Raw genomic sequence first — 25,464 nt, forward strand, 5'->3', positions numbered from 1 at the left:
GATCACCCCGACACCACCGGTGATCACGCGCGTGGGCATGCCCTCGGTGTGCGAATCGACGGCGTGGAAGACATGACGCGTACGCACGGACGTCCTTTCGGTGAATCGGGGGGGTGACGGGCCCGCGGGGCGGGCCGTCCCTGGGTCCGTCCGTCAGCGGTGGCCCTCGGCCACGGCCTTCTCGGTGGCGACGCGGACGCCGGACTCGATCGCGCCGGTGAGCGGGAAGCGCGGGGCGCGGGTCGGGCCGCCCTGGCGTCCGGCGATGTCCATGGAGAGCTTGATGGACTGGACGAACTCGGTCTTGGAGTCCCAGCGGAGCAGGGAGTGCAGGGACTTGTAGAGCGGCAGGGCCGTCTCCAGGTCGCCCGCGACGGCCGCGTGGTAGAGCTCGGCGCAGGTGGTCGGGAAGGCGTTCGGGTAGCCGGCGATCCAGCCGACCGCGCCGGCGACGGCCAGCTCCAAGAGGACGTCGTCGGCGCCGATGAGGAGGTCGAGCTCGGGGGCGAGCTCGGCGATCTCGTAGGCGCGGCGGACGTCGCCGCTGAACTCCTTGACGGCGACGATGGAGCCGTCGGCGTGGAGGTTCGCCAGGATCTGGGGGGTGAGGTCGACCTTGGTGTCGATCGGGTTGTTGTACGCGACGATCGGGATGCCCACGCCGGCGACCTCGGCGTAGTGGGCACGGACGGCGTCGGCGTCGGCGCGGTAGGCGTTCGGGGGCAGGAGCAGGACGGAGCCGGCACCGGCCTCGGCGGCCTGCTCGGCCCAGCGGCGCGACTCGGCGGAGCCGTAGGCGGCGACGCCGGGCATGACACGGGCACCGTCACCGGCGGCGGCGACGGCGGTACGGACGACCTGGGCGCGCTCGGCGTCGGTGAGGGTCTGGTACTCACCGAGGGAGCCGTTGGGGACGACGCCGTCGCAACCGTTGGCGATCAGCCAGGCGACGTGCTCGGCATAGGCGTCGTAGTCGACCGTCAGGTCCTCCTTGAAGGGGAGGGTGGTGGCGACCATGATGCCGCGCCAGGGGCGGTCGGTGTTCCAGGTGGTGGCGGTCATGTCGAGGACCAGCCTTTCTGTGGTGTGTGACATTTTATCGAGGAGGAGAAGGAAGAGGCCTTGTGGGCCTCTTCCCCGGTAAGTCCTTGGAGCGGGTCCTGAGCGGTCCTGAGCGGGCTACTCGCCCGCCCGGTCCGCTTCCCGCGCCTCGTCCGGCTCGTCGAGACCGGCGAGCGTCGCGAGCGAGACGGGCACGGCGAACGGGCGCCGCTCGGCGGGGGGTTCGACGGGGTCGCCGCCGCGTGCGGCGAGGCAGGACACGGCGGCCCCGCACATCCGCCCCTGGCACCAGCCCATGCCGGCCCGGGTGAGGAGCTTGACGGTCCGGGCGTCGCGCGCCCCGAGGTCGGTGACCGCCTCGCGCACACGCCCCGCGGTCACCTCCTCGCAGCGGCAGACGTCGGTGTCGTCCTCCAGCCACGCGTCCCAGCCGGGGCCGGGGGCGTGGGCGGCCGCCATGACGTCGGCGAAGGCGCGCATCCGGTCGCGGCGGCGCCGGAGTTCGGCGAGCCTGCCGCCGGGGGTGCGCCGTCCGCCGAGCCGCGCGGCGATGGCGCGGCCCGCGAGTTCGCCCTCGGTGCGGGCGAGACCGGCACCTCCCACGCCGCCGGTCTCGCCCGCGGCCCAGAGCCCGGCCACGGAGCTCTCCTGGAGCTCGTCCAGGACGAGGCCGAGGGTCCCGTCGGCCAGCGGCCGGGTGGCGCAGCCGAGGGCGGTGGCCAGTTCGATCTGCGGCACGAGGCCGTGCCCGACGGCGAGCGCGTCGCAGGGGATGCGCCGGCCCGTGCCGGGCACCGGCCGCCAGTCGCGGTCGAGGCGGCTGACGGTGACGGCCTCGACCCGGTCGGTGCCGTGCACCTGGGTGACGGCGCTGCGGGCCAGGACCCGGACGCCGTGCCGGAGGAGTCCGGCCCCGTGGACCAGGGCCTCGACGGCCTTGGCCGGGTTGGTGACGAGGGCGCGGGGGCTGCGGGCGTACCGCAGGTATCCGGCTGCCTCGACGACGGCCGGGACGCGGGCTCCGGCGGCGGAGAGCGAGGAGGCGACGGCGAGCAGGAGGGGTCCGCTGCCGGCCACGACGACGCGCCGGCCGGGGAGCACGAGGCCGGACTTGAGCATGGCCTGGGCGCCGCCGGCGCCGACGACCCCGGGGAGGGTCCAGCCGGGGAACGGGAGCTGGCGCTCGTACGCGCCGGTGGCGAGGAGCAGCGCCTTGGCCCGGAGGCGTACCGGCCGCTCGGCGGTGCCGTCGGGGCCGGTGACGGCGTGCACGGTCCAGGTGCCGTCGGCCTCGCGCTCCGTGGACCACACGTGGTGGCCGCCCAGGTGCGTGACGTCGCTCGCGGCGAGGCGCGTGCGGAGGTCGGAGAAGGCGGACCAGTCGTGGTGCAGGGCTTCGGGGCGTACGGCTCCGATGGCGGGTGCCGGGTGGCGGTAGAACTGACCGCCGGACTGGGTGGAGGCGTCGAGGAGGGCGACGGAGAGGCCGAGTTCGGCGGCGGTGACGGCGCCGGAGAGGCCGGCGGAGCCCGCGCCGATGACGGCGAGGTCGTACGGCTCGCGCGGTCCGCGCCGCCGCTGCGGGTCAGACGGCGAGGCGGTCATGGCCGTTGCCTTCCTGGGTGGTGATCGCGTCGCCGGGACGGGCGGGGACCAGGCAGGCGCGCCGGTTGGGTTCGCCGTTGACGGTGGCGAGGCAGTCGTAGCACTGGCCGATGCCGCAGAACGCGCCGCGGGGGCGGCCCCCCTCGCGGGTGGTGCGCCAGGCGAGGATGCCGGCGCCCCAGAGGGCGGCGGCGACGGACTGACCGGGCAGGGCGGTGACGCTCCGGCCGTCGAAGGTGATCTCGAACGGCGGGTCGGGCTGGGCCCCGACCAGGTCGGCGGGGGTGCGGCGGGCCACGGGCCCTCCTCTCATGACGGCGTGACGGTGACGGTACGGCGTGAGCCCTGGCTCCACGGCCCCCGGCTCAGTGGGTCCGGGCCCGACGGCCCCGGGTTCAGTGGGCCCGGGCCGCGAGCGCGTCGGCCTCGCTGAACCGGTCGGCGCGGAACGGGGTGATGTCCAGGGGCGGTTCGGCGCCGGTGACGCAGGCGGCGATGATCTGTCCCGTGACGGGCGCGAGTCCGATTCCGGCGCCCTCGTGCCCGCAGGCGTGCAGCAGCCCGGGGACGCGGGGGTCGGGCCCGATCGCCGGCAGGTGGTCCGGCAGGTACGGGCGGAAGCCCAGGTAGGTCCGGATGGCCCGGACCGTGCCGAGGACCGGGAAGAGGGCGGTGGCGCCGAGCGCGAGGCGGCGCAGGACCTCGGTGGACAGGGTCCGGTCGAAGCCGACGCGCTCGCGGCTGGCGCCGATGAGGACGGGGCCGGCCGGGGTGCCCTCGACGACCGCCGAGGTCTGGAGCGCGGCCGAGCCACTGGCCACGTCGGCCACGTAGTCGGCGGCGTAGACCTTGTGCAGGACGACGCGGGGCAGGGGCTCGGTGACGAGGACGAAGCCGCGCCGGGGCAGCACGGGAAGGGGGACGCCCGCCAGTTCGGCGAGCGCTCCTCCCCAGGTCCCCGCGGCGTTGACGACGTACGGGGCGTGGAGGTCACCGGCCGCGGTCCGCACACCGCGGATCTCGCCGGCGTCGCCGGTGAGCACGCCGGTGACCTCCTCCCCCAGCCGCAGCCGGACGCGGGCGCCGGCGGCCCGCAACAGCTGGGCGGCGGCCTGGGCGGGCATCACCTGGGCGTCCTGCGGATAGAGGAAGCCTCCCGCGAGGCCAGGAGCGAGGTGGGGCTCCAGATCATGGAGCCGGTCCCCGGGGACCTCCTGGGTGGTGACGCCCGCCTTCTCCTGACGGGCCGCGAACTCCCGCAGGGCCTGCATCCCGAGCTCGCCCGAGGCGACGACGAGGCCGCCCTTGGCCTCGTACTCGACCTGCGACGGGAGCAGGTCCGCCAGTCCGCGCCACTCGGTGGCGGCGAGCCGGGCGAGCTCGAGTTCGGGTCCCGGTTCCTTGTCGGAGACCAGGAGGTTTCCTTCGCCGGCTCCCGTCGTGCCGCCCGCGACGGGGCCGCGGTCGACGACGGTGACGGAGAGGCCGGCTTGGGCGGCGTAGTAGGCGCAGGCCGCGCCGACGACGCCGGCGCCGACGACGATGACATCCGAGGGTTTTCTCGTGGGCACATCAGTAATATTTCACATTGCACTGGAGATGCCAAGACCTTGAAGTGGAGCTTTCCACTCCGCGATCACCCGCCCGCGCACCCTCCGGACACGGATGGGTAACGGAGTCCGCTGCGTCTTGTCAGTACAATTTCACATTACTATGTTACCGGTCACATTCCAGCTCTCCGCTGTCCGACCTGCACTATCGGAGTGACCCACATGAACAAGCGCACGTGCACCCTGGCCACGGCCCTCGTCACGGCCCTGGCCCTCGGCGCCACCGGCTGTTCCGACGGCAAGAAGTCCGGCTCCCCCACGGAACGCAAGAACCCCGCGGTCGCCAACAACGGCACGGCCATCGGCGGCACCCCGCAGAAGGGCGGCACGCTGCACGTCCTCTCCAACCAGGACTTCACCCATCTCGACCCCGCCCGCAACTGGGTCATGCCCGACATGGACTTCGGCACCCGCCTGATCTACCGCACCCTGCTCACGTACAAGGCGGAGCCGGGCGCGAAGGGCGGAGAGCTCACCACCGACCTCGCCGAGGACCTCGGCGTCTCCTCCAACGGCGCCAAGACCTGGACCTTCAAGCTCAAGCCGGGCCTGAAGTACGAGGACGGCACTCCGATCACCGCGCAGGACGTCAAGTACAACGTCGAGCGCTCCTTCTCCCCCGACCTCCCCGGCGGCCCCGACTACGCGGCCCGCTACCTCGTCGGCGCCGAGGGCTACCAGGGCCCGGCCAAGGGCAAGCACCTCGACTCCGTGAAGACCCCGGACGACCGCACCATCGTCTTCGAGCTGCGCGTCCCCTTCGCCGAGTTCCCGTACGCGGTCACGCTGCCGACCTTCAGCCCCGTGCCCAAGGCGCGGGACAAGGGACCCCAGTACGACAACCGGCCCTTCTCCTCGGGTCCGTACAAGGTCGAGACGTACGCCCGCGACAAGCAGCTCGTCCTCGTCCGCAACTCCCACTGGAGCCCCGCGACCGACACCGTCCGCAAGGCCTACCCGGACCGCATCGTCGTGACCATGGGCCTCAAGGGCGGCCAGATCGACGACCGGATCATCGCCTCCGGCGGCACCGACGCCTCCGCCGTCTCCTGGGCCGCGATGCGACCCGAGTCCGCCTCGAAGGTGCTCACCAAGCCCGACGTGAAGGCGCGCCTGCTCGCCGAGTCGCAGAACTGCACCGAGATGGTCCAGATGCACACCGGCCGCGCACCCTTCGACAACCCGAAGGTCCGCCAGGCCGTCAACCACGCCCTGGACCGGGAGGCCGTCATGACCGCCGCCGGCGGCCCGGCGGTCACCGACCCGGCCACCGCGTACATGCCCGCCCTGCTCTCCGGCGGCAAGCAGGCCGACACCCTCAAGATCCCGCTCTCCGGCGACGTCGAGAAGGCCAAGCAGCTCCTCAAGGAGGCCGGCAAGCCCGGGGGCTTCTCCACCAGCGTCACCGTCTCCGCCAACGACAAGGCCGTCGGCGAGGCGATCCAGCAGTCCCTCGGCCGCGCCGGGATCAAGGTCACCATCGAGACCGTCGACCCCGGTGCCTTCTACGACACCATCGGCGACACCAAGAACCGCACCGACATCGTCTACAGCGGCTGGTGTCCCGACTTCCCCTCGGGCTCGACCTTCCTCCCCTTCCTCTTCGACGGCCGCTACATCAAGGAGAAGGGCAACTCGGGCAACCACTCCCTCTTCCGTGACGACGCCACGATGAAGCGGATGGACGAGATCGCCGCCATGACCGACGCCGCGCAGGCCAACAAGGCGTGGCAGGAGCTCGACGCGAAGATCCTCACCGAGGCCCCTGCCGCGCCCGCCCTGGTCCGCCGCAAGCCGCTCCTCGTCGGCACCAACATCGCCGGCGCCTACGGCCACACCGGCTTCTCCGGCCAGATCGACTACGCGACGATCGGTCTCAAGGACCCGTCGAAGAGCACGCGCTGACGACCGGGACACCCACGACCATGACCACCACCACGACCGCTCCCCCGCCCGTCCGGGCGGGGAGCGGCCCCTGGCAGCTCGCCCGCGCCGAGCTGCGTCGCCGCCCCTCCGTGAAGTTCTCCCTCCTCGTCGTCGCCGTCTTCCTCCTGATGACGGTCGCCGCGCCGCTCATCGGCGGGCTCGGCGGCTGGGGGCCCGAGGAGTTCGACAAGAGCGCCGTCGACCCGTACCTCGGCGGCCAGCCGATCGGTCCGCTCGGCGGCGTCTCGGCCGAGCACTGGCTCGGCGTCGAGCCCGTCACCGGCCGCGACCTGTTCGCCCGTGTCGTCCACGGCGCGCAGGTCTCCCTGGTCATCGCCTTCTCGGCGACGGCGATCGTCGTCCTCGCCGGGACGGCGGCCGGCATCGCCGCCGGCTACTTCGGCGGGCGCGTGGACACCGTGCTCTCCCGCCTGATGGACCTCACGATGTCCTTCCCCTCCCTCATCTTCATGATGGCCATGATGTCGGTGGCCCGGGACGTCAACCGGATCCTCCTCATGACCCTCGTCATCGGCCTCTTCGGCTGGCCGGGCATCGCCCGGATCGTCCGCGGCCAGACGCTGTCGCTCAAGCACCGCGAGTACGTCGACGCCGCCCGCGTCGGCGGCTCGGGGCCCTGGCGGATCCTCGCCCGCGACATCCTCCCCGGCGTCGCGGGACCCGTCATCGCGTACACCACGCTGATCATCCCCGGGATGATCGCCACCGAGGCGGCCCTCAGCTACCTGGGCGTCGGCGTCCGTCCGCCCACCCCGTCCTGGGGGCAGATGATCGCCGAGAGCGTCGCCTACTACGACACGGACCCGATGTACTTCGTCGTGCCGAGCCTGTGCCTCTTCCTCACCGTGCTCGCGTTCACCCTCCTCGGCGACGCGCTGCGCGACATCCTCGACCCGAGAGGAAGCGGCTCGTGACCCTCTACCTCGGGCGCCGGCTCCTGGGCGTCCTCGGCGTCCTCCTCGCCATCGCCGCCGTCACCTTCACCATCTTCTACGTCCTGCCCTCCGACCCGGCGGCCGCCGCCTGCGGCAAGTCGTGCAGCACTGACCGCCTGGAGGCTATCCGGGCCAACATGGGCCTCGACGCGCCGCTGTGGAAGCAGTTCGCCGACTTCGTCACCGGCATCTTCACCGGCCGCACGATGGGCACCGGCGAGTACGCCCTGACCTGCGACTTCCCGTGCCTCGGCTACTCGTACGAGAACAGCGAGAGCGTCTGGGACCTGCTCGTCGACCGACTGCCCGTCTCGGCGTCCCTCGCGCTCGGCGCCGCCGTGCTCTGGCTGCTCCTCGGCCTCACCGCGGGCGTCACCGCCGCCCTGCACAAGGACAGCCTCACCGACAGGACGCTGATGGTCGGCGCGGTCGCCGCCGCCTCCCTGCCCGTCTACTTCACCTCGGTGCTGCTGATCTACGGACTCATCCGGGTCACCGGACTCCTCCCGTACCCGCAGTACGTCTCCTTCGGCGAGGACCCGGTCGCCTGGGCGACCAACCTGATCCTGCCGTGGCTCGCGCTCGCGATCCTGTACGCCGCCATGTACGCGCGGCAGAGCCGCAGTTCGATGATCGAGTCGATGGCGGAGCCGTACATCCGCACCGCCCGCGCCAAGGGACTCCCGCGTCGCAAGGTCGTCGTCAAGCACGGACTGCGCGCCGGCATGACACCGATCCTGACCATCTTCGGCATGGACCTCGGCGGCCTGCTCGCGGGCGCCGTCATCACCGAGTCGCTCTTCGGACTCCCCGGCGTGGGACGGCTCTTCTACGGCGCCCTGTCCTCCGGCGACCAGCCGGTGATCCTCGGCGTCACGCTGCTCGCCGCCACCTTCATCGTCGTCGCCAACCTGGTCGTCGACCTGCTGTACGCCGTCGTCGACCCGCGAGTGAGGTACTGATGGCCGAGCCGCTGTCGACCGAACGGGAGCTCCCCGAGCCCCTGCTGTCCGTACGGGACCTCACGGTCACCTTCCCGACGAAGCGCGGGCCCGTCCGCGCCGTCGACTCCCTCGCGTTCGACGTGCTGCCCGGCCGCACCCTCGGCATCGTCGGCGAGTCCGGCTCCGGCAAGTCCGTGACCTCGATGGCCGTCATGGGCCTGCACACGTCCGCCGAGGTCACGGGCTCCGTGACCCTCGGCGGGCGGGAGCTGGTCGGCCTGCCCGAACGCGAGCTCAACACCCTGCGCGGCCGGAAGATGGCGATGATCTTCCAGGATCCGCTGTCCAGCCTGCACCCGTACTACACCGTCGGCGAGCAGATCGCCGAGCACCACCGGGTCCACTTCGGCTCCAGCCGCGCGGTGGCCCGCGAGCGGGCCGTCGAGGCCCTCGGCGAGGTCGGCATCCCCGAACCCCGCCGCAGGGCCGGGGAGTACCCGCACCAGTTCTCCGGCGGCATGCGCCAGCGCGTCATGATCGCCATGGCCCTGTCCTGCGAGCCCGACCTCCTGATCGCGGACGAGCCGACGACCGCGCTCGACGTCACCGTCCAGGCGCAGATCCTCGACCTGATCGCGAGGATCCAGCAGGAGCGCGGACTCGCCGTCGTCATGATCACGCACGATCTCGGCGTGGTCGCCCGGGTCGCCCACGACGTCCTCGTCATGTACGGGGGAAGGGCCGCCGAACAGGCGCCGGTGGACGGCCTCTTCGCCGCTCCCGCCCACCCCTACACCCGGGGTCTGCTCGACTCGCTGCCCCGGCTCGACGATGACGACGACGCGCCGCTCCGGGCGATCCCCGGCAGCCCGCCGTCCCTGCTCGACCCGGCGCCCGGCTGCGCGTTCGCCCCCCGCTGCGCGCGGGCCGCCGCCGGCACCGAGGAGGAACGCGCCCGATGCGCCACCGAACGGCCGCGGCTCGACGGTCCGGCCGGGCACCCGGCCGCCTGCCACTTCCCGTCGTTCCCCGCCTCCCTCCCCGCCCCCGCTTCGCCCGCTTCCCCCGCCCACGAAGGCGCCGCCTCATGACCACGACCACCACCGAGACCACGGGCCCGGCGACGGAAGCCCCGCCCGCGCCGCTGCTCCGGGTCCGCGACCTGACGATGACCTTCCCCGGTCGGTCCCGCTCCGCGCCGGTCAAGGCCGTCGACGGCGTCGGCTTCGACGTCGCGGCCGGGGAGACCCTCGGCCTCGTCGGCGAGTCCGGCTGCGGCAAGTCGACGACCGGTCGCATGATCGTGCGGCTCCTGGAGCCGACCGCCGGCTCCGTCACCTTCGGCGGCCGGGACATCAGCCATCTGTCCCAGCGCGAGCTCAAGCCGCTCCGCCGCGACCTCCAGATGGTCTTCCAGGACCCGCACTCCTCCCTCAACCCGCGCCAGACCGTGGCCAGGATCATCTCCGACCCGCTGATGGTGCAGGGCAGTTCGGCGGCCGACGCCCGCAAGCGGGCCGTCGAACTGATGGACCTCGTCGGTCTCATCCCCGAGCACATCGACCGCTATCCGCACGAGTTCTCCGGCGGCCAGGCCCAGCGCATCGGCATCGCGCGGTCCCTCGCCACGAACCCGAAGCTCGTCGTCGCGGACGAGCCGGTCTCCGCGCTCGACGTCTCCGTCCAGGCCCAGATCGTCAACCTGATGGAACGGCTCCAGCGCGAGCTGGGGCTCGCGTACCTCTTCATCGCCCACGACCTGTCGGTGGTCAAGCGGGTCTGCGACCGGGTCGCCGTCATGTACCTCGGCCGGATCGTGGAGATCGGCGTGAAGGAGCGGGTGTACGCGGCTCCCGCCCATCCCTACACGCGCGCGCTGCTCTCCGCCGTACCGCTGCCCGACCCGGCGGCGGAGCGGGCACGGGAGCGGATCACGCTCCTCGGGGACCCCCCGAGCCCGGCCGCTCCGCCGCCGGGCTGCACCTTCCACCCGCGCTGTCCGAAGGCGCAGGACATCTGCCGGACGGAGGCGCCGCTGCTGCGGATCGCCTCGCCGGGTGAGGCGCGGCAGGTCGCCTGCCACTTCCCCGAGGCCGGCTGAGCACACGTGGAACGCCCCGGTCCCGCCGAAGCGGGGCCGGGGCGTTCTGCGTGGTCCTCGGACCGGTGATGCTCGGACCGCTGGGGCCCGGACCGGTGGGGCCCGGACCGGTCGTGCTCAGGCCTTGCGAACGGCCTGGTAGAGGGCTCCGGCGACGGCCAGGTCCTCCCAGGCCATGCCGACGCTCTTGAAGAACATCGGACGGTCCGCCGAGGGCGCGCGACGGCCGCGGACCAGGTCCGCGAGCGTGCCCGCGACGTGGTCGGCGCCGATCGCCCCCTCCGCGATCGGGACGAGCAGGTCGCCGGCCTCGCGGAGGGCGGCGGCGCGCGACTCCACGTACACGTCGGCGCGGGAGACGAGCGCGGTGTCGGTCTCCCGGGCGTCCGGCTCGTGCGAGCCGACGGCGACGACGGTGGCGCCGGGGGCTACGAGGCGGCCGTCGAAGAGCGGCTCCCGGGCCGTCGTGCAGCAGACGACGAGGTCCGCCTTGGCGACGTCCTCGGGCAGGCCCGCGCGGGCCTCGACGCCGAGCGTGCGCGCGTACCCGGCGAGGGCCCGCGCACCGACCTCGTTGCGTCCGACGACGACCACCTCGGAGACCTGGCGGACCGCGAGGACGGCCTCCAGGTGCCCGTAGGCCTGCGGGCCGGTGCCGAAGAGCACCATGCGCAGGGGTTGGCCTTCCGGCGTGAGGTGGTGGACGGCCAGGGCGGAGACGGCGGGGGTCCGCAGCTCGGTGAGGGCGGCGCCGTCCAGCAGGGCGAGGGGCTGGAGGTTCGCCCCGTCGAGGAGCAGGTAGGAGCCGGTGATGCGGGGCAGGCCGAGGGCCGCGTTGCCGGGGGCGACGCCCGCGATCTTCACTCCGGCGAGGGGGCCGAAGGCCGCGGGCATGAGGAGGAGTTCACCGGCCGGGACGTGGACGGAGGTCCGGTGCGGAGCGGCCTCGGGGTCGAAGCCGGAGAGCAGGACCTCGGCGAGGACCGTGGCGGTCGCGCCCGGGGTGAGGACGCGGGTCATGGCCGACGCGTTGATGTGGAGCACCTCGGTCACAGGAGGAATCCCGTGCCCAGGTCGTCGTGGGCGTCGAGGACGAAGGTGTGGCTGCCGGTGTGGTGGGTGGAGCCGGTGACCTCGGTGACGCCGCCTTCCAGCAGCCGTCCGTGGAAGACGGTGTCGGCGACGGACTCGTGGGTGAGGACGGCTCCGCCGTCGAGGCGGCCGTCCTCGCCGAGCAGGGCGAGCCGGGCGGAGGTGCCGGAGCCGCAGGGCGAGCGGTCGATCTGGCCGTCGGCGAAGACGGTGACGTTGCGCTGGTGCGGGCCCGCGGGGGTGTCGGGGAGCTCGTCGTAGAGGATGACGCCGTAGACGTCGTGCTCGGGGAACGCGGCGCGGATCTCGCGTCCGGCGCGGACGAGTTCGGGCAGGGAGGCCTTGGAGGTGTCGAGGCCGAGGTCCCGCGCGGGGACGGTGACGTAGACGGCGCCGGAGTCGGCGATGTCGACCTCGACCGTGCCGAAGGAGGTCGTGACGGCGATCTTGCGCGCGACGACGCTGGTGGGCACGTTGCGGAAGGTGACGCCGGTGGTACGGCCTCCGGCGCGGTGGACGGTGGCGGTGACGCGGCCGGAGGGGACGTCGATGCGGACGGCGACGTCGCCGTCGTCGGGCGCGACGACGCGTCCGGTGTCGACGGCCCAGGCGCCGAGGGCCATGGTGCCGTGACCGCAGGCGGTGGAGTAGCCGTCCTTGTGCCAGAACAGCACGCCGAAGTGGGCGCCGTCGTCGTCGGCCGGGACGATGAAGCCGCCGTACATGCCGGAATGTCCGCGCGGCTCCTGGACCAGGAGACGGCGGACGTCGTCGAGGGGGCCGCGCCGGAGCGCGAGGGCACGCCGTTCCGCGACGGTGTCGCCGGGGATCGGGGGCAGGCCCTCGTCGACGATCCGGAAGGGTTCACCCGCGGCGTGGTAGTCGGTGGTGCGGACGGTACGCGGCAGGGCGCGGGCGGTGGATGGCGTGGTGCTCACGAAGGACTTCCTTCAGTAGGGAACGGTGAAGCCGGGTCGGCCCCTCCCCCGTGTCGAGGGGCCGACCCGGACAGGGGGCGGGTCAGCTGCGGAGCGGGCCCTCGCAGGTGTAGTTGGAGGTGCCGGCGACCCGGCTGGGCCAGATGTCGACGGCACCGAAGGAACAGTTCATGTCGGCGAGGTTGTTGGACACGGCACCGGCGCGGTCGAGGATGAAGTAGTCGACCGTCTCGGACATGTCCTTGAAGACCTTGTCGGCGCTGTTCGCGTCGGCGAGGTTGGCGGTGATCCGGCCCGTACAGACGAAGCGGCGCTTGCCGTACTCGCCGGCCTCGAAGCAGTCGGGGGTGTTCTGGGTGGCGTTGGCGAAGGCGGTGCGGACGGCGCCGACCTCCGAGTCGCGCAGGTAACCGTTCTGCGTGTAGGTGGTGTTGGGCACGTAGAGGGTGTCGACCTTGGCGATCTGCGCGTCGAGGAAGCGGTCGTAGGACTGCTGCAGTCCGGCGTCGGAGCCGAGGCGGGTGCGCCAGGCGTCGTAGCCGGCGACGTCGTTGTTCCGCAGGTGGGTGTACATCTCGCGGAGCAGCGAGGGGCGCTCGGTCCAGAGGAACTCGAAGAAGGTGCCCGCGTAGTTGTAGAAGCGGAAGCCGTCACCGCTGTAGGTGGCGCGCAGGAGCTGGTTGACGCTCATGCGGGGGCCGCCGCGCGAGGTGTCGTCGATGATGCCGCGGACGAGGGACTTGCGGACGGCGATGCCGTTGTCACGCGTGGAGCCGTCGAAGAACTCGGCGGTGCCCTCGTCCATGGCGGTGGTGCGGTCGCCGGTGTACCAGGGACCCTGGCCGAAGGTGCCGGGGACGGCGAACCGGCCGTTGAGGTAGTGGACGTACTCGTGGCGGAAGAGCTCTTCGAGGGTGAGGCTGGAGTCCTGCGGGACGCGGCGCTGGTACGTGTAGAACGTGGCGCCGTTCTCGATGTAGATGCCGCCGTTGTTGGTGTCGTAGCCCGTGAGGATCGGGTGGTAGATCTCGTAGCCGGCGCGGGTCGCGTACAGGACGATGTTCAGGGTGGAGTTGGTGTCCCCGGCGAGGGGCTGCTCGGTGCCGATGACGCGGTGGAACTGGGCCTTGACCTGCTTGCTCGCGTAGTAGAGCTGGTCGACGGTGGCCCGGTCGAGGGCCGTGCGGACCTTGATGGCCCCGTTGTCGTACGAGTAGGTGTACGGCAGGATCCGCGCCGCGATGTCCGACTTGCAGACGCCGTACGGCTTGCACACCTCGAAGAAGTTGAGCCACCCGACGACCTTGCCCCACTGCGGGGTGTCGCTGCCGAAGGTGCTGATGGCCAGGTTGAGGACGGGGCCGAGGTCGGCGACGATCCCCGACTTGAGGACGTCGACCTGGCCGAAGCGGCCGTACTCGTTGAGGGCGTCGCGGGCGACCCAGTCGTTGACGGTGCCCTTCAGGTGGCCGTAGCCCGCGAAGGCGCGGAAGGCGGCGCGGTAGGAGGGGTCGGCGGCGACGGCCGCGTGGAAGGCGGAGTCGTTGTTGCCGGTGTAGACGCCGAGGTAGTTGGTGGAGAGCGCGGCGAGCGCGGCCCCGGCCCAGGAGGCGTCGAGGTTGGTCGCGGGGTGCGACGGGTCCATGGTCGCGAGGACGCGCTTGATCAGGCCGAGCTGGCTGTGGCGCAGTCCGGGGCCGCTGGCGGCGTAGAGGGCCTCGCGGAGGGTGGTCGCGTTGGCCTTGGTGACGTCGAAGGTGCGGGCGGCGTTGCCGAAGGCGGTGACGGCCTGGGTGATCGCGGCGGTGGTCGTCGCGTCGGTGGTGTCGATCTCGGTGCGCGAGAAGTCGTGGTAGATGACGGCGTGCAGGTACGTGAACATCTCCTCCAGGTGCGAGGAGTTGGTGCCGTTGTGGGAGGGGGCGAGGCTCGTGATGCGGCGGGCGACGGCCTGGACGTGGGCGTCGGACATGACGGGCGCGAGGCGGGCGTCCCAGGTCCAGAGGATGTTCCGGAGACAGCCGTCGGCGGTGACCGCGGGGTCGGCGAGGAAGTCGGCGAACTGCTCGGGGCCCAGGCCGGTGACGCCGGTCAGCGTGCAGGGCACGCCCGCGGCGGTGACCGCGGTGTCGGCGTCGGCGCCGTCGGTGGCCTCGGTGCCGGTGTCTCCGGCGGCGCCGGAGCCGGTCGTGACCAGGCCGGGTATGCGGCCGGCCTCGAGACCGCCGGGGGCGGGCAGGGAGCCGGACTGCTCGGCGGCGGCCGCGCTCGCGCTGGCGAAGCGCTCGACCTCGTCGAAGGGGTTCTCGCCGTGGGCGTGGTCGCCCTCGACCTCCGGGCCTGCGGCGGCCTTGTTGCCGGCGGCCCGGTCGTCAGCGGTCTGGTTCTCGGCGGCCTGGCTGTCGGTGGCGGCGGAGACGGCGGTCTGGCCGGCGGAGGCGAGGAGGGTGACCGCGATGGCTGAGGCAAGCAGGGAAGAACGCACACGTCGGTGGAGGAACAACGGAACTCCTGCGGTTGGGGGGAGCTGCGGGGATCGGAGCTGGCCAGGCCCCGGTGTGGACGGCGTGTGACCGTGGATCGTCACACCGTGTGCGCTGTAACATAGTAATGTGAAATTGCACTGACAAGGCCTTGAACAGGACCAGTTCCGAGCAGTTCCGATCCAGGCAGGTCAGCGGCCCATGCGCCCCACGAGAAACAGGGGTGGACCGACGGCATAGGCTCCCCCACAGGAGACAGCCGAGCGGGGTACGCGGGGTACGGAAGAGATGACTGAGCCGACGGGTACGCCGGGAGCGACGGGGACGACTGGCGCGACTGGGACGGCGGGCGCGACTGGGACGGCGGGCGCGACTGGCGCCGACACCGTGCGCGTGTTCATCGCGCTCGCCCCGCCCGACGAGGCGAAGGACGAACTGGCCCAGGAGCTGGGCCCGGCGTACGCCGCGTACCCCCGTATGCGGTGGAACCGCATCGAGGACTGGCACATCACCCTGGCGTTCCTCGGCGAGCTCCCGGTGACGGCCCCGCCTCTGCTACGGGCTCCGCTCGCGCGCCTGGCCGCCACCCGGAAGCCGCTCGAACTGGCTCTGCGCGGCGGCGGGCAGTTCGACGACCGGGTGCTGTGGAGCGGGATCGACGGAGACGTCGACGGCCTGCGGGAGCTCGCCACCGAGGTTCGGGCGCTGGTCAGGGAGTGCGGCATCGCCTTCCAGGAGCGCACCCTCCGCCCCCACCTGACCCTGGCCCGGGCCCGGCGCGACGACCCGACGAGCGTGCTGACGGTCGCCGAGCGGCTCTCGACGTTCTCGGGCCGGCCCTGGCCGACCGAACGCCTCCACCTGGTGGGCAGCAACTACGGCCGCGGCCCGGCGCCGATCCGCTACCGCGACATCGCCTCCTGGCCGTTCGAGGGCTCCTGACGGGCGAGGGTGCCGACCGTCGAGGTTTCCGACCGTCGAGGTTTCCGACCGTCGAGGTTTCCGACCGTCGAGGTTACTCACGCGCGATCGGCCTTCGGCCGGAAGGCGATGCGGTCACGCGTGCGGGATGGACCCCGTCACGTGCCGGGTGACGGCGCAGATCCAGACGGCGGCGCCGGAGGGGTCGCGGGCGGGGTGCGGAACGACGCGGTGGTCCGGGCAGACGGGCCAGAGCACCCGGTCGCGGTCGGCGAGCAGGCACTGCACCCCCTCGGCCGCGCCGACCGCGAGATCCACCGGGTGGACGCCCCACACCGCCTCGTGCCCGACCGTCAGCCGCCCCAGCGGTTCGCCCCACTCCCCCGGAGGGTCGTACGTCACCGCCACGCGGAGGGCGCGGCCGGTGTCGCGGCGGACCTGGGCGAGGAGCGCGTCCACGACGCCGAGGGCGACCTCCTTGCGGTGCTCGGCGAGGAGGGGGACGAGGTGGTCCTCCGGCACGGCGCCGTTGCGGATGAAGACCCCGGTGAGGAAGTCGGCGGTCCCGTCGGGCAGGGAGGGCCGGTGGCCCGGGTCGGGGTTCCAGTCCTCCCCCAGGAGGACGGCGACGCGGCGGAGCCACGAGCGAAAGGCGGGATCGTCCTCCAGCGGGGGCGCGGTGGGGGCCATGAATCTCCTGTCAGCGTGGGGACGGACGGTATCAGGAGGCCGCGGCGGAGCCGGTCCGGCGAGGAGCGGTCTCCCGTCTCTCAGCCCACTCCTCGCGGCCGGAACTGCACGCTGATCCGGGGACCGACCGCGCGGCTCGTCTTCGGGATCGCGTGCTCCCAGGTCCGCTGGCACGAGCCGCCCATCACGACGAGGTCGCCGTGACCGAGGGGCAGCCGGAGCGCGACGGGGCCGCCGCCGCGCGGACGGAGCGCGAGGTCGCGCGGGTCGCCGAGGGAGAGGATCGCGACCATCGTGTCGTGCGTGGCGGAGCGCCCGATCCGGTCGCCGTGCCAGGCGACGCTGTCGCGCCCGTCGCGGTAGAGGCAGAGCCCGGCGGAGACGAACGGCTCGCCGAGTTCGGGGGCGTAGTGCCGGTCGAGGGCCTCGCGCGCCGCGACGAGGGCGGGGTGCGGGAGCGGGGCGCCCTCACGGTAGTACGCGAGGAGACGGGGGACGGCGACGACGTGGTCGTACATCTTCCGCTCCTCGGCGTGCCAGGGCACCTCCGCCACCAGCTCCTCGAACAGCGCGTCGGCGCCGAGGAACCAGCCGGGGAGGTGGTCGACCCAGGCGCCGCGCCCGAGCTCCGTACGCCGGAGGCCGCGCAGGGGACCGGGCCGCATGTCGGCGCCCTGGTCGAACAGGGAGCCCTGGAAGCCGGGCAGGTCCGGCGGTGCGGCGGTCATGGTTCCAGCATAGACACAGGATCGAACATGTGACCGATTAACGCCCTCCTGATGTTCCTAGAATGGCGCCATGGACGCCATGGACGACATCGACGCGATCGCGGCACTGCAGGATCCGGTACGCCGCCGGCTGTACGAGTACGTGGTGGCCCAGGGCCGCGAGGTCGGCCGCAACGAAGCCGCCGAGGCGACCGAGGTGGCGCGCACGCTGGCCGCGCACCACCTGGACAAGCTGACCGAGGCGGGACTCCTGGAGAGCGGAAGCCGTCGCCTGACGGGGCGCTCGGGCCCCGGGGCGGGCCGCCCGGCCAAGGTGTACACGCGCGCCCGCACCGAGCGCGCCGTCTCCCTGCCGGGCCGGGACTACCGCACCGCCGCGGAGCTGCTCGCCGAGACGGCCGAGGAGGCGGGGCTCGACACCGAGCTCCGTGCGGCGGCGCGCCGGCGCGGCGAGAGCCTGCGCGGCGCGGCGGCTCCGTGCGGCGGACTCGACGAGGTCATGGCGCTGCTGAGGGGGCGGGGTTACGAGCCGTACCGGGAGGCCCCCGCCGGTACGGACGCCCCGCCAGACGGGGTCGCGGGCGGGGCCACCCCGGCCGTCCGGATGCGCAACTGCCCGTTCCACGCGGTCGCCGAGCGATTTCCGCCGCTCGTCTGCGGCATGAACCTCGCCCTCGTCGAGGGACTGATCGGCACGGACGGTCCGGTGCGGGCCCGGATGGAGACGCGGCCGGGAGAGTGCTGCGTGGTGATCGAACCGGTCGAACCTTCTAAAAACAATCTTCATTGACATAGAAATCCCGCACATGCTGGGATGAACCCATGACCACCTTCCACCTGGCGCAGCTCAACATCGCCACGCTCCTCCACCCCCTCGACGACCCCCGCACCGCACCCTTCGTCGAGCTGCTCGACCCGGTCAACGCCGCCGCCGACGCCGCACCCGGCTTCGTCTGGCGGCTCGTCGGCGACGGCGCGAGCGACGCGACCGGCCTGCGCCCGGCGGGCGAGAACGTGATCGTCAACCTCTCGGTGTGGGAGAGCAGGGAGTCGCTGTGGGAGTTCACCTACCGCAGCGGCCACCTGGAGGCGATGCGCCGGCGCCGGGAGTGGTTCGCGCGGCACGTGCGGGCGGACATGGTGCTGTGGTGGGTACCGGCGGGCCACCTCCCGACCGTCGAGGAGTCCCTCGCCCGGCTCGACGAGCTCCGTGCCAACGGGTCGTCACCGCGGGCGTTCACGTTCACGTCCCCGTACGAGCCGGCCGAGGCGCTCTGACGACCGGGACGGCCGAAAACGCTGTTGCCCGGGGCGCTCATGGTCATTAGATTCGCTCACGTGACTACCGGGTCGGCCTTGAGCCATTCACGAGTGAGTGTCCCGGCCTCGGCATGACTCCGAGGCGGGCCAGGAGCCCGCCTTTCCCTCTCCGCTTCCGCGCTTTTCCCGCTTCACGCGAAACCCGGACCGGAGACAGGAGATCTCATCCGCATGACCGAGAACCAGACACCACACATCGAGCTGAACCACACCGTCGTCTACGCGCGCGACCGGCGGGTGTCCGCCGAGTTCCTCGCCGGCATCCTGGAACTGGAGGTCGGCGCCCTGTTCGGCCCGTTCGTGCCGCTCGACCTCGGGAACGGCGTCACGCTCGACTACTACGAGAAGCGCAACGAGCCGATCCAGTCGCAGCACTACGCGTTCCTCGTGCCGGAGGAGCGGTTCGACGGAATGATCGACCGCCTGGAGGCGGCCGGCGTCACGTACTACGCGGACCCCTACCACTCCTCGCCCGGCAAGGTGAACAACCTCTTCGGCGGCCGCGGCGCGTACTTCCTGGACCCGGACGGCCACAACATGGAGATCCTGACCCGCCCGTACGTCCGCTAGGGACGCGAATCGCCGGGGGCGGTGCCCGGCCGGTCGACGCGGTAGAGGTAGTGGGAGCGGTCGTCGATCGGGTTGTCCGGCTTGAGCGGGATCTCGGCCACGCGGCGGAGTCCCGCCTTCTCCAGGGCGCGCCAGGAGGGCCGGTTGCCCGTGTGGACGGGCACGACGACCGCGCTCGCCTCCGGACAGTCGTTCCAGGTCGCCGCGACGACGTCCGCGATCATGCGGACGCCGTGACCTCGGCCCGTGAGGTGCGCGTCACCGATCAGGTAGTCGATGGTGACCGCACCCTCCGGCACGTCGGCCACGGCCGTCAACTCGTCGAGGGATTCCGGGTAGTCGGCCAGGCGGCAGCGCTGCACCAGGCCGAGGGGTACGCCGTCGAGCATGACGAGCAGGTCCTCCGAGGGCTCCTCCCCGCGGGCCGCCGCGCCGAAGTCGCGGGCGACGGCCTCCGGGGAGGTCTCGTGGTTCCACCAGCGGGCGACGTGCGGCGCGGCCAGCCATCGCCCGAGCAACGGGAAGTCGGGTTCGCCGAGCCGGCGCCAGGTGATCATCGGGGCTCCTCGACGGAGACGGATGAGGACACGACGAGCGTAGGGGCCGCCGGACGACACGGCGACCGAATTGCCCGGGCCCCCGCGCTCCGGACCGTCTAGCCTGGCTCGATGTCCACCAAGATGATCATCCTCAACGGCGGTTCGAGCTCCGGGAAGTCCGGCATCGTGCGGTGCCTCCAGTCCGTACTGCCGGACCCCTGGCTCGCCTTCGGCTGCGACGCGTTCGTCGACGCGCTGCCCGCCCGAATGCGGGCGTCGGACGCCGGGATCGCCATCGCCGACGACGGCGGCATCAGCATCGGTACGGACTTCCTGGAGCTGGAGGCCGCGTGGCGCGAGGGTGTCGCCACGATGGCCCGCGCGGGTGCCCGGATCGTCATCGACGACGTCTTCCTCGGCGGCGACGCCTCCCAGGAGCGCTGGCGGAAGGCCCTCGGCGACCTGCCGGCCCTGTGGGTCGGCGTCCGGTGCGACGGCGCCGTCGCCGCGGGCCGTGAGCTCGCACGGGGCGACCGTGCCGTGGGAATGGCGGCGACGCAGGCGGAGCTGGTCCACGAGGGAGTGACGTACGACCTGGAGGTGGACACGACACGGGCCGAGTCGCTGGACATCGCCAAGGTCATCGCCGCGCGCGTCCTCACCCAGGCCGGGTAGCCGGGCCCTGTGACCAGGCGGACCCCCGGGGGATCCACTAGGGACGTTCCCTGAAGACGCGCGGACCCGACCCGGCGTAGGCTCCGATCAAGTGAAGCGTGGGGGGTGGGGTGCATGACGGCCGAGGTGGTACGGCGGTGGGGGTCTTCCCTCGATTCCGTCGTCGTGTACGCGCAGGGCGCCTTGTGTCGGCGGATCGCGCGGGGCACGGTGCCGGGCGATCGGCGGGTACGGGTGACGGGGCTGCCTCGTTCACTCGATCCCGGGTCGCTGCGGGCGCGGGTCCTGGGACTGCCCGGGCTGCGGGTGACCGAGGCGCGGGTGGAGGTCGAGGCCGAGCCGGTGCGCGCGGGGCTCGCGGGCGACGGTGACCTGTTGCGGCGCGAGGTCGACCGGCTGAGCGACGAGCAGGCCGCCGCGCGGGCGCGGGTCGAGCGGCAGACGCGTCTGATCAAGGAGGTCACGGCGCTCCACCCGGTACCGCCCGCGCGCAAGCGTGAGGACCCTCATCGCCGGACGCCGGTCGACGCCTGGCTCGATCTCGCGGACTTCGTCGACGAGCGCCTCGCCGGGCTCCACGCCCGGCTCGTCGAGCTGGAGAAGGCGGTCACGGTCGTCGACCACGAGCTCGACCTCGCCTTCGACCGGCTCGCGCGTGCCTCCACGGACGCGCCGTCGGCGCACGTCGACACGACCGTCAGCGCCGTGCTGACCCTGGCCGCGGACCACGGCGGGCCCGTCGACCGGGACGCCGAGGTCACGGTGGAGGTGGAGTACGGCGTCCCGGGCGCCGTGTGGGTGCCGTCCTACCGGCTCGACCACCGGCAGGGGGACGAGACCGGTCGGCTCGTGCTGCGCGCCTCCGTGGCACAGCGGACCGGCGAGGACTGGACGGGCGTCCGGGTCGCCCTCAGCAGCGCCGACCTCCAGCGCCGCACCGACCTGCCGCGCCTCAGGTCGCTGCGGATCGGGCGCCGCCAGGAGGCCCCCGCGCCCTCCGGCTGGCGCGAGCCCCCGGCGGGGCTCGCCGAGCTGTTCGCCGGTTACGACTCCGCGGGGCCCCGGCCCGCGTTCCGCGGTTCCCCGATGGCGGGTTCGGCCCCTGGCTCCGCGCCCGTCGCCGTGGCGGCGCCGCCACCGCCACCGCCGGCGCCCGCGCCCGCGGTGGCCCCGTCGGGGCCGCCGGCCTTCACCGGGGTGCCCGACTTCGCCGCCTCCGCGCCGTACGGCGGCGGGGCGCCGCAGTCCCCGGTCGCACCGCCACCCGCGCCCATGGCCCGTCTCGCCCCGTCGGCACCGGCGCCGCCGGGCGGGCTCCCGGCACCGCCGCCTCCGGCTCCGCCGCCTCCGGCTCCGGTGGCCGGGCCGCCGGAGCCGAGCCTCGCCGAACTCGACTACGGCGCGCTCGTCCTGTCCGGTCCCGACGACCGGGCCGGCCGTCGCGGGCGGCTGTTCCCCGACGTGACCCTCGACCCGGTGGCGACCGAGTACCGTCGCCGTGCCGAGGCGGTGGCCTCGTTGCCGCTGCCCGGACGGACCGTGCGTCCCCGGGCGTCGGCCGGATCCTTCGACCACCGTTTCGACGCCGCCGCCCGCGCCGACATCCCCTCGGACGGCACCTGGCACAGCGTCACCGTCGGCGAGATCGCGGTCGGTCTGCGCACCGAGTACGTGTGCGTGCCGTCCGTGGAGCAGACCGTCTACGCGTCGCTCCTGCTGTCCAACGCCACCGAACAGGCCCTGCTCGCAGGGCCTGTGGAGGTGTCCGTCGACGACGACTTCCTCCTGACCGCCTCGCTGCCCACGCTCGCGCCGGGCGCCGTGCGCAGGGTGGGGCTCGGGCCCGCCGAGGGAATTCGGGTGAGCCGTCGCACGCAGCTGCGGGAGTCGGTCGCGGGCCTGCGGAACAACATCACCGTGCTCGACCACCGCGTCCACGTGGAGCTGGCCAACCGGCTGGCGAAGCCGGTCACCGTCGAGGTCCTGGAGCGCGTCCCGGTCACCTCCGACGCCGACGTCCGCATCGAGGAGCGGGCCGACTGGACGGAGCCGGACAGCGGCGCCGCGGCCGGTCGTCAGGCCCCGGGCACCCGCGTCTGGCGGGTGCGGCTCGACGCGGGCGCCACCTCCGCCCTCGACGGCGGCTACGAGATCCGCATCCCGACCGGCAAGGCCCTGGTCGGCGGAAACCGCAGGAGTTGAGACCCGCCATGTCCACGGAACCGAAGCCGCTCACCGCGGCCGCCGCCGGCGATCCCGTCGCCGGCAAGCCCGTCGTCGGCGATGCCGTCGTCCCCCTGCCCGTCACCGCCGTCACCGTCCTGGAGGACCGCGCGCAGGTCGAGCGCGTCACCGGGCTCGACCTGGCGGCCGGAGTCCAGCGGCTGCGTCTCGGCCCGGTCAGCGCGCTGGCCGTCGACCACACGCTCCACGCCGAGCTGACCGGCACGGGTTCGGTGACCGTCCTCGACGCACGGATCGTGCGGGCCTGGACACCGCGCGGGCCTGAGCCGTCGGAGGACGAGGACTCCGGGCTTCGGCTCCGGATCCGAGCGCTCGACGACCGGCAGGCTGAGCTGGAACGGCGGCGCCACCGGCTCCGTGCCCGCCTCGACCTGCTCGGTCGCCTCGCGGCCGACCTGCTGCGGGAGATCGGCGAAGGCGCCGGCTTCGGGGAGACGGAGCGGGACCGCTGGTCCCGCGAGCTGGACCGCGTCGACGCGGAGCGCGACACCCACGCCGAGCGGCTCCGGGCCACCGAGGCCGAAGTGGAGGCCGTGGAGGCCGAGCTGCGGGCCGCCCGTCACGCCGTCAGCCTCACCGACGAGGAGCCGGCCGAGCTCGTCGGGCACGTCGAGCTGACCGTGGAGAGCGCGGTCGCGGGACCGGCCCGGCTGCGTCTGACGCACCTCACTCCGTGCGCCCTGTGGCGACCCGCCTACCGGGCCGTCCTCGAAGGCGGCTCCCTCACGCTGGAGTCGGAGGCGATCGTCTGGCAGCGGACCGGTGAGGACTGGTCCGGCGCGCGGCTGACGCTGTCGACGGCCCGTTCGGCGCGGGCGACCGAACCGCCACGCCTGACCGAGGACCGGCTGACGGTCACGGAGCGGTCCGCGGCGGAGCGCCGCACGGTCGACGTCGAGCTGCGCGAGGAGGAGATCGCCGGCCTCGGGCCCGCGCCGGTCCTCGGCCTGCCGGCCGTGGACGACGGCGGCGAGGTGCGCGTGCTGCGGTCCCCCGAACCGGTGTCGGTCCGCGGTGACGGTCGCGCCCACCGGGTGCCGGTGTCCGCGTTCACCGCCCCGGCCCGCAGCGAGTACGCCTCATCGCCCGAGGTGTCCCCGCTGGTCACCCAGGTGGTGCGCGGTGACAACCGATCGGGCCACGTCCTCCTCGCCGGCCCCGTGGACCTGGTGCGCGGGGGCGGGTTCATCGGCCGGGGGTCGATGGAGTTCACCGCCGTCGGCGCCCCCTTCGAGCTGGCCTTCGGGAGTCGCGACGACTACCGGGTGGTGCGGGAGTCGAAGGAGTCGCGCGAGACGACGGGGCTCGCGCAGCGGACGGTGGTCACCCGCACGGTCCGGCTGCACCTGTCCCGGTTCTCGGCGCCGGGCGAGCACGGCGACCAGGTGGTCGCCGTGCGGGAGCGGATACCGGTCTCCGAGGTGTCGGCGGTGGAGGTCCGTCTGCGCAAGGAGGGCTGCTCGCCGGAGCCCGACGCGCTCGACGCCGACGGGATCGCCCGGTGGAACGTGACCCTGCCCCCGGGCGGCCGCCGGACGGTGACCCTGGTCTACGAGATGACGGCGACGTCGAAGGTCACCGGCCTCTGAGCCTTCGCCGGAGCCTTCCCCTGAGTGGGGCCCCGAGGCTGTCCCGAGGGGCTCCTCAGGGGGTCCTGGCCGCTGTTCCCCGTCGGAGGAGGTAGGCGGCGGCCGAGGCGACCATCGTCAGCATGCAGGCGATGAAGACCAGGCCTGCGCCTTCGAGGCCGAGGGGGTCGGCGAGGAGGCCGACGCCGATCACCGGGATCGAGATGCCGGTGTAGGCGACGACGAAGAGGGTCGAGATGACGGCCGCGCGCCGGTCCTCGGGTGCGGCGGCGGCCACGGAGGTCAGGGCCGCACGGAAGGCGAGGCCCTGGCCGGTGCCCCCGACGACTGCGGAGAGGACGACGAGGACGAGGAGGTCCGTGTAGAGGGCGGCCGCGAGGAGCGCGAGGCCGGCGAAGAGGACCGCGCAGCCCAGGACGAGCGAGCGGGCCACGCCGAGGCGGCCGACGGCCAGCTGTCCGGCGGTGGAGGCGAAGAAGGCGAGCGCCACGATCAGGCCGGTGACGGCGTGGTTGTCCACGTGGAGGTAGCGGGCGAGGAACGCGGGGCTGACGGAGGTGAAGACGCCGAAGAGGGCGAAGCCGACGAAGGAGGCGACGGCAGCCGGGACGAAGACGGCGCGGACCCGGGCGGGGAGGGCGGGGCGCTGGGGTCGGACGGCGGTGAGGCCGCGTCGGTTCGGGACGGTCTCGGGGAGGCGCAGCAGGACGAGGGCGCTGAGGACGACCAGGGCCAGGTGCACCGCGAAGGGGAGGACCAGGGGGTCGGGGGCGTATTCGGCGAGCAGGCCCGCGAGCAGGGGGCCGCAGCCCAGGCCGCCCATGTTGGCGGCGGTCGCCACGAACGTCGCCCGGGCGCGCCCGCCCTCCGGGGCGAGTTCCATGACGTACGCGGTGGCGGCTCCGGTGAAGAGGCCCACCGACAGTCCGGAGAGCAGACGGCCCGCGTACAGCCAGCCCAGCGCGTCGGCGGACAGGAAGCACAGGGCGCTCGCGGCGGAGAAGCCGAGGCCGCAGAGGAGGGTGGGGCGTCGGCCGATGGTGTCCGAGGCGTTGCCGGCGAGGAGGAGGACGCCGATGACTCCGAAGGCGTAGACCGCGTAGACGATGGTGACGGTCAGTTCGGAGAAGCCGAACTCCTCCTGGTAGAGGGGGTAGAGCGGGGTCGGCAGCGTGGTGCCGGCCATGCACACGACGAACACGGCCCCGGCGAGCAGACACGGCAGCCAGCCTCGGCGATCACCTTGCATGGCGCCGACCGTATCCCCGCGCGGAGGCGTCGGCCAGGCAGGGGGCGGCCTCGGCGCGGCGGGTCCGGGGCGGGGGGTCCGGGGCAGGGGCGAGCAATCTCTTTAATGAAAACGATTGTCATGATGCTATGGTCGGGGCTTCCCGCACGTCACCGCACGTCACTTTCTCCGAGGACCTTCCTGTGTTTCGCCTGCCCGAAAGCCCCCGCCGCCACCTCCCCA

The 25,464-nt window shown here is 73.0% G+C and carries 23 protein-coding genes; 12 read left to right on the forward strand and 11 right to left on the reverse strand.

The features are described 5' to 3' along the window. Nucleotides 1-153 precede the first annotated feature (153 nt). The 4 genes from AB0G79_RS30135 to AB0G79_RS30150 all read right to left on the reverse strand — a co-directional run bounded on the left by AB0G79_RS30135 (nt 154) and on the right by AB0G79_RS30150 (nt 4,238). Entirely contained in the window at nt 154-1,062 is a 909-nt protein-coding gene (locus AB0G79_RS30135; protein WP_360812127.1) for a dihydrodipicolinate synthase family protein, read from the reverse strand. Nucleotides 1,063-1,179: 117 nt separating this feature from the next. After that, nucleotides 1,180-2,667: an NAD(P)/FAD-dependent oxidoreductase gene (locus AB0G79_RS30140; protein WP_360812003.1), complete on the reverse strand. Its 1,488-nt coding sequence runs from the start codon at nt 2,665-2,667 to the stop codon at nt 1,180-1,182. Beyond that, nucleotides 2,648-2,965 carry a (2Fe-2S)-binding protein gene (locus AB0G79_RS30145; RefSeq protein WP_360812005.1) on the reverse strand — a complete coding sequence of 106 codons (318 nt, stop codon included), beginning with the start codon at nt 2,963-2,965 and terminating at the stop codon, nt 2,648-2,650. The genes AB0G79_RS30140 and AB0G79_RS30145 overlap by 20 nt, the downstream gene beginning before the upstream one ends. Before the next feature lie 97 nt (nt 2,966-3,062). After that, nucleotides 3,063-4,238, reverse strand: coding sequence for an FAD-binding oxidoreductase (locus AB0G79_RS30150; RefSeq protein WP_360812007.1), 1,176 nt, complete (start codon nt 4,236-4,238; stop codon nt 3,063-3,065). Between the two features lie 201 nt (nt 4,239-4,439). Between AB0G79_RS30150 and AB0G79_RS30155 the strand changes: the two genes are divergently transcribed. Genes AB0G79_RS30155 through AB0G79_RS30175 form a run of 5 tightly spaced genes read left to right on the forward strand, consistent with a single transcriptional unit; the run spans nt 4,440 to nt 10,204 of the window. Then, nucleotides 4,440-6,182 (forward strand): ABC transporter substrate-binding protein, encoded by a 1,743-nt coding sequence (locus AB0G79_RS30155; RefSeq protein ID WP_360812008.1) that lies wholly within the window; start codon nt 4,440-4,442, stop codon nt 6,180-6,182. Between the two features lie 20 nt (nt 6,183-6,202). Beyond that, nucleotides 6,203-7,138, forward strand: a complete 936-nt coding sequence (locus AB0G79_RS30160; RefSeq protein WP_360812010.1) for an ABC transporter permease — start codon at nt 6,203-6,205, stop codon at nt 7,136-7,138. Beyond that, nucleotides 7,135-8,121, forward strand: a complete 987-nt coding sequence (locus tag AB0G79_RS30165; protein ID WP_360812012.1) for an ABC transporter permease — start codon at nt 7,135-7,137, stop codon at nt 8,119-8,121. The genes AB0G79_RS30160 and AB0G79_RS30165 overlap by 4 nt, the downstream gene beginning before the upstream one ends. Next, a complete protein-coding gene (locus AB0G79_RS30170) occupies nt 8,121-9,194 on the forward strand; it encodes an ABC transporter ATP-binding protein (RefSeq protein ID WP_360812014.1) in 1,074 nt (357 codons plus the stop codon). The genes AB0G79_RS30165 and AB0G79_RS30170 overlap by 1 nt, the downstream gene beginning before the upstream one ends. Then, complete coding sequence (locus AB0G79_RS30175; RefSeq protein WP_360812016.1) at nt 9,191-10,204, forward strand: oligopeptide/dipeptide ABC transporter ATP-binding protein; 1,014 nt, start codon at nt 9,191-9,193, stop codon at nt 10,202-10,204. The genes AB0G79_RS30170 and AB0G79_RS30175 overlap by 4 nt, the downstream gene beginning before the upstream one ends. Nucleotides 10,205-10,321: 117 nt before the next feature. Here AB0G79_RS30175 and AB0G79_RS30180 read toward each other — a convergent pair whose 3' ends face one another. The 3 genes from AB0G79_RS30180 to AB0G79_RS30190 form a co-directional block, all read right to left on the reverse strand. Next, entirely contained in the window at nt 10,322-11,257 is a 936-nt protein-coding gene (locus tag AB0G79_RS30180; protein WP_360812018.1) for an ornithine cyclodeaminase family protein, read from the reverse strand. Beyond that, entirely contained in the window at nt 11,254-12,234 is a 981-nt protein-coding gene (locus tag AB0G79_RS30185) for a proline racemase family protein (RefSeq protein ID WP_360812020.1), read from the reverse strand. Before AB0G79_RS30185 ends, AB0G79_RS30180 begins: the two co-directional genes overlap by 4 nt. Before the next feature lie 82 nt (nt 12,235-12,316). Beyond that, on the reverse strand, nt 12,317-14,719 hold the full coding sequence (locus AB0G79_RS30190) for a collagenase (RefSeq protein ID WP_360812022.1): 2,403 nt from the start codon (nt 14,717-14,719) through the stop codon (nt 12,317-12,319). Between the two features lie 385 nt (nt 14,720-15,104). Between AB0G79_RS30190 and thpR the strand changes: the two genes are divergently transcribed. Next, on the forward strand, nt 15,105-15,659 hold the full coding sequence (gene thpR, locus AB0G79_RS30195) for an RNA 2',3'-cyclic phosphodiesterase (protein WP_360812024.1): 555 nt from the start codon (nt 15,105-15,107) through the stop codon (nt 15,657-15,659). Nucleotides 15,660-15,773: 114 nt separating this feature from the next. Here thpR and AB0G79_RS30200 read toward each other — a convergent pair whose 3' ends face one another. Then, nucleotides 15,774-16,328 carry a hypothetical protein gene (locus tag AB0G79_RS30200; protein WP_360812026.1) on the reverse strand — a complete coding sequence of 185 codons (555 nt, stop codon included), beginning with the start codon at nt 16,326-16,328 and terminating at the stop codon, nt 15,774-15,776. An 80-nt stretch (nt 16,329-16,408) separates the two neighbouring features. Continuing rightward, nucleotides 16,409-17,056, reverse strand: a complete 648-nt coding sequence (locus tag AB0G79_RS30205) for an alpha-ketoglutarate-dependent dioxygenase AlkB (RefSeq protein ID WP_360812028.1) — start codon at nt 17,054-17,056, stop codon at nt 16,409-16,411. A gap of 79 nt (nt 17,057-17,135) precedes the next feature. Between AB0G79_RS30205 and AB0G79_RS30210 the strand changes: the two genes are divergently transcribed. The 3 genes from AB0G79_RS30210 to AB0G79_RS30220 all read left to right on the forward strand — a co-directional run bounded on the left by AB0G79_RS30210 (nt 17,136) and on the right by AB0G79_RS30220 (nt 18,946). Further along, nucleotides 17,136-17,846, forward strand: a complete 711-nt coding sequence (locus AB0G79_RS30210) for a helix-turn-helix domain-containing protein (protein ID WP_360812129.1) — start codon at nt 17,136-17,138, stop codon at nt 17,844-17,846. Between the two features lie 32 nt (nt 17,847-17,878). Next, nucleotides 17,879-18,334 (forward strand): DUF3291 domain-containing protein, encoded by a 456-nt coding sequence (locus tag AB0G79_RS30215; protein ID WP_360812030.1) that lies wholly within the window; start codon nt 17,879-17,881, stop codon nt 18,332-18,334. 213 nt (nt 18,335-18,547) lie between these two features. Beyond that, on the forward strand, nt 18,548-18,946 hold the full coding sequence (locus AB0G79_RS30220) for a VOC family protein (protein WP_360812032.1): 399 nt from the start codon (nt 18,548-18,550) through the stop codon (nt 18,944-18,946). Here the strand turns inward: AB0G79_RS30220 and AB0G79_RS30225 are convergent. After that, entirely contained in the window at nt 18,943-19,503 is a 561-nt protein-coding gene (locus AB0G79_RS30225) for a GNAT family N-acetyltransferase (RefSeq protein ID WP_360812034.1), read from the reverse strand. The two genes, AB0G79_RS30220 and AB0G79_RS30225, sit on opposite strands and share 4 nt — an antisense overlap. Before the next feature lie 111 nt (nt 19,504-19,614). Here AB0G79_RS30225 and cpt point away from each other — a divergent pair, with 111 nt between their 5' ends. The 3 genes from cpt (at nt 19,615) to AB0G79_RS30240 (ending at nt 23,993) form a co-directional block, all read left to right on the forward strand. Further along, a complete protein-coding gene (gene cpt / locus AB0G79_RS30230) occupies nt 19,615-20,160 on the forward strand; it encodes a chloramphenicol phosphotransferase CPT (protein WP_360812036.1) in 546 nt (181 codons plus the stop codon). A 114-nt stretch (nt 20,161-20,274) separates the two neighbouring features. Further along, a complete protein-coding gene (locus AB0G79_RS30235) occupies nt 20,275-22,362 on the forward strand; it encodes a DUF4139 domain-containing protein (protein ID WP_360812038.1) in 2,088 nt (695 codons plus the stop codon). An 8-nt stretch (nt 22,363-22,370) separates the two neighbouring features. Beyond that, on the forward strand, nt 22,371-23,993 hold the full coding sequence (locus AB0G79_RS30240; protein WP_360812040.1) for a DUF4139 domain-containing protein: 1,623 nt from the start codon (nt 22,371-22,373) through the stop codon (nt 23,991-23,993). Nucleotides 23,994-24,048: 55 nt separating this feature from the next. Here the strand turns inward: AB0G79_RS30240 and AB0G79_RS30245 are convergent, their stop codons facing one another. After that, nucleotides 24,049-25,242, reverse strand: coding sequence for an MFS transporter (locus AB0G79_RS30245; RefSeq protein WP_360812042.1), 1,194 nt, complete (start codon nt 25,240-25,242; stop codon nt 24,049-24,051). Nucleotides 25,243-25,464 lie beyond the last annotated feature (222 nt).

The organism is Streptomyces sp. NPDC020807, assembly GCF_040641575.1.
GTDB lineage: Bacteria > Actinomycetota > Actinomycetes > Streptomycetales > Streptomycetaceae > Streptomyces.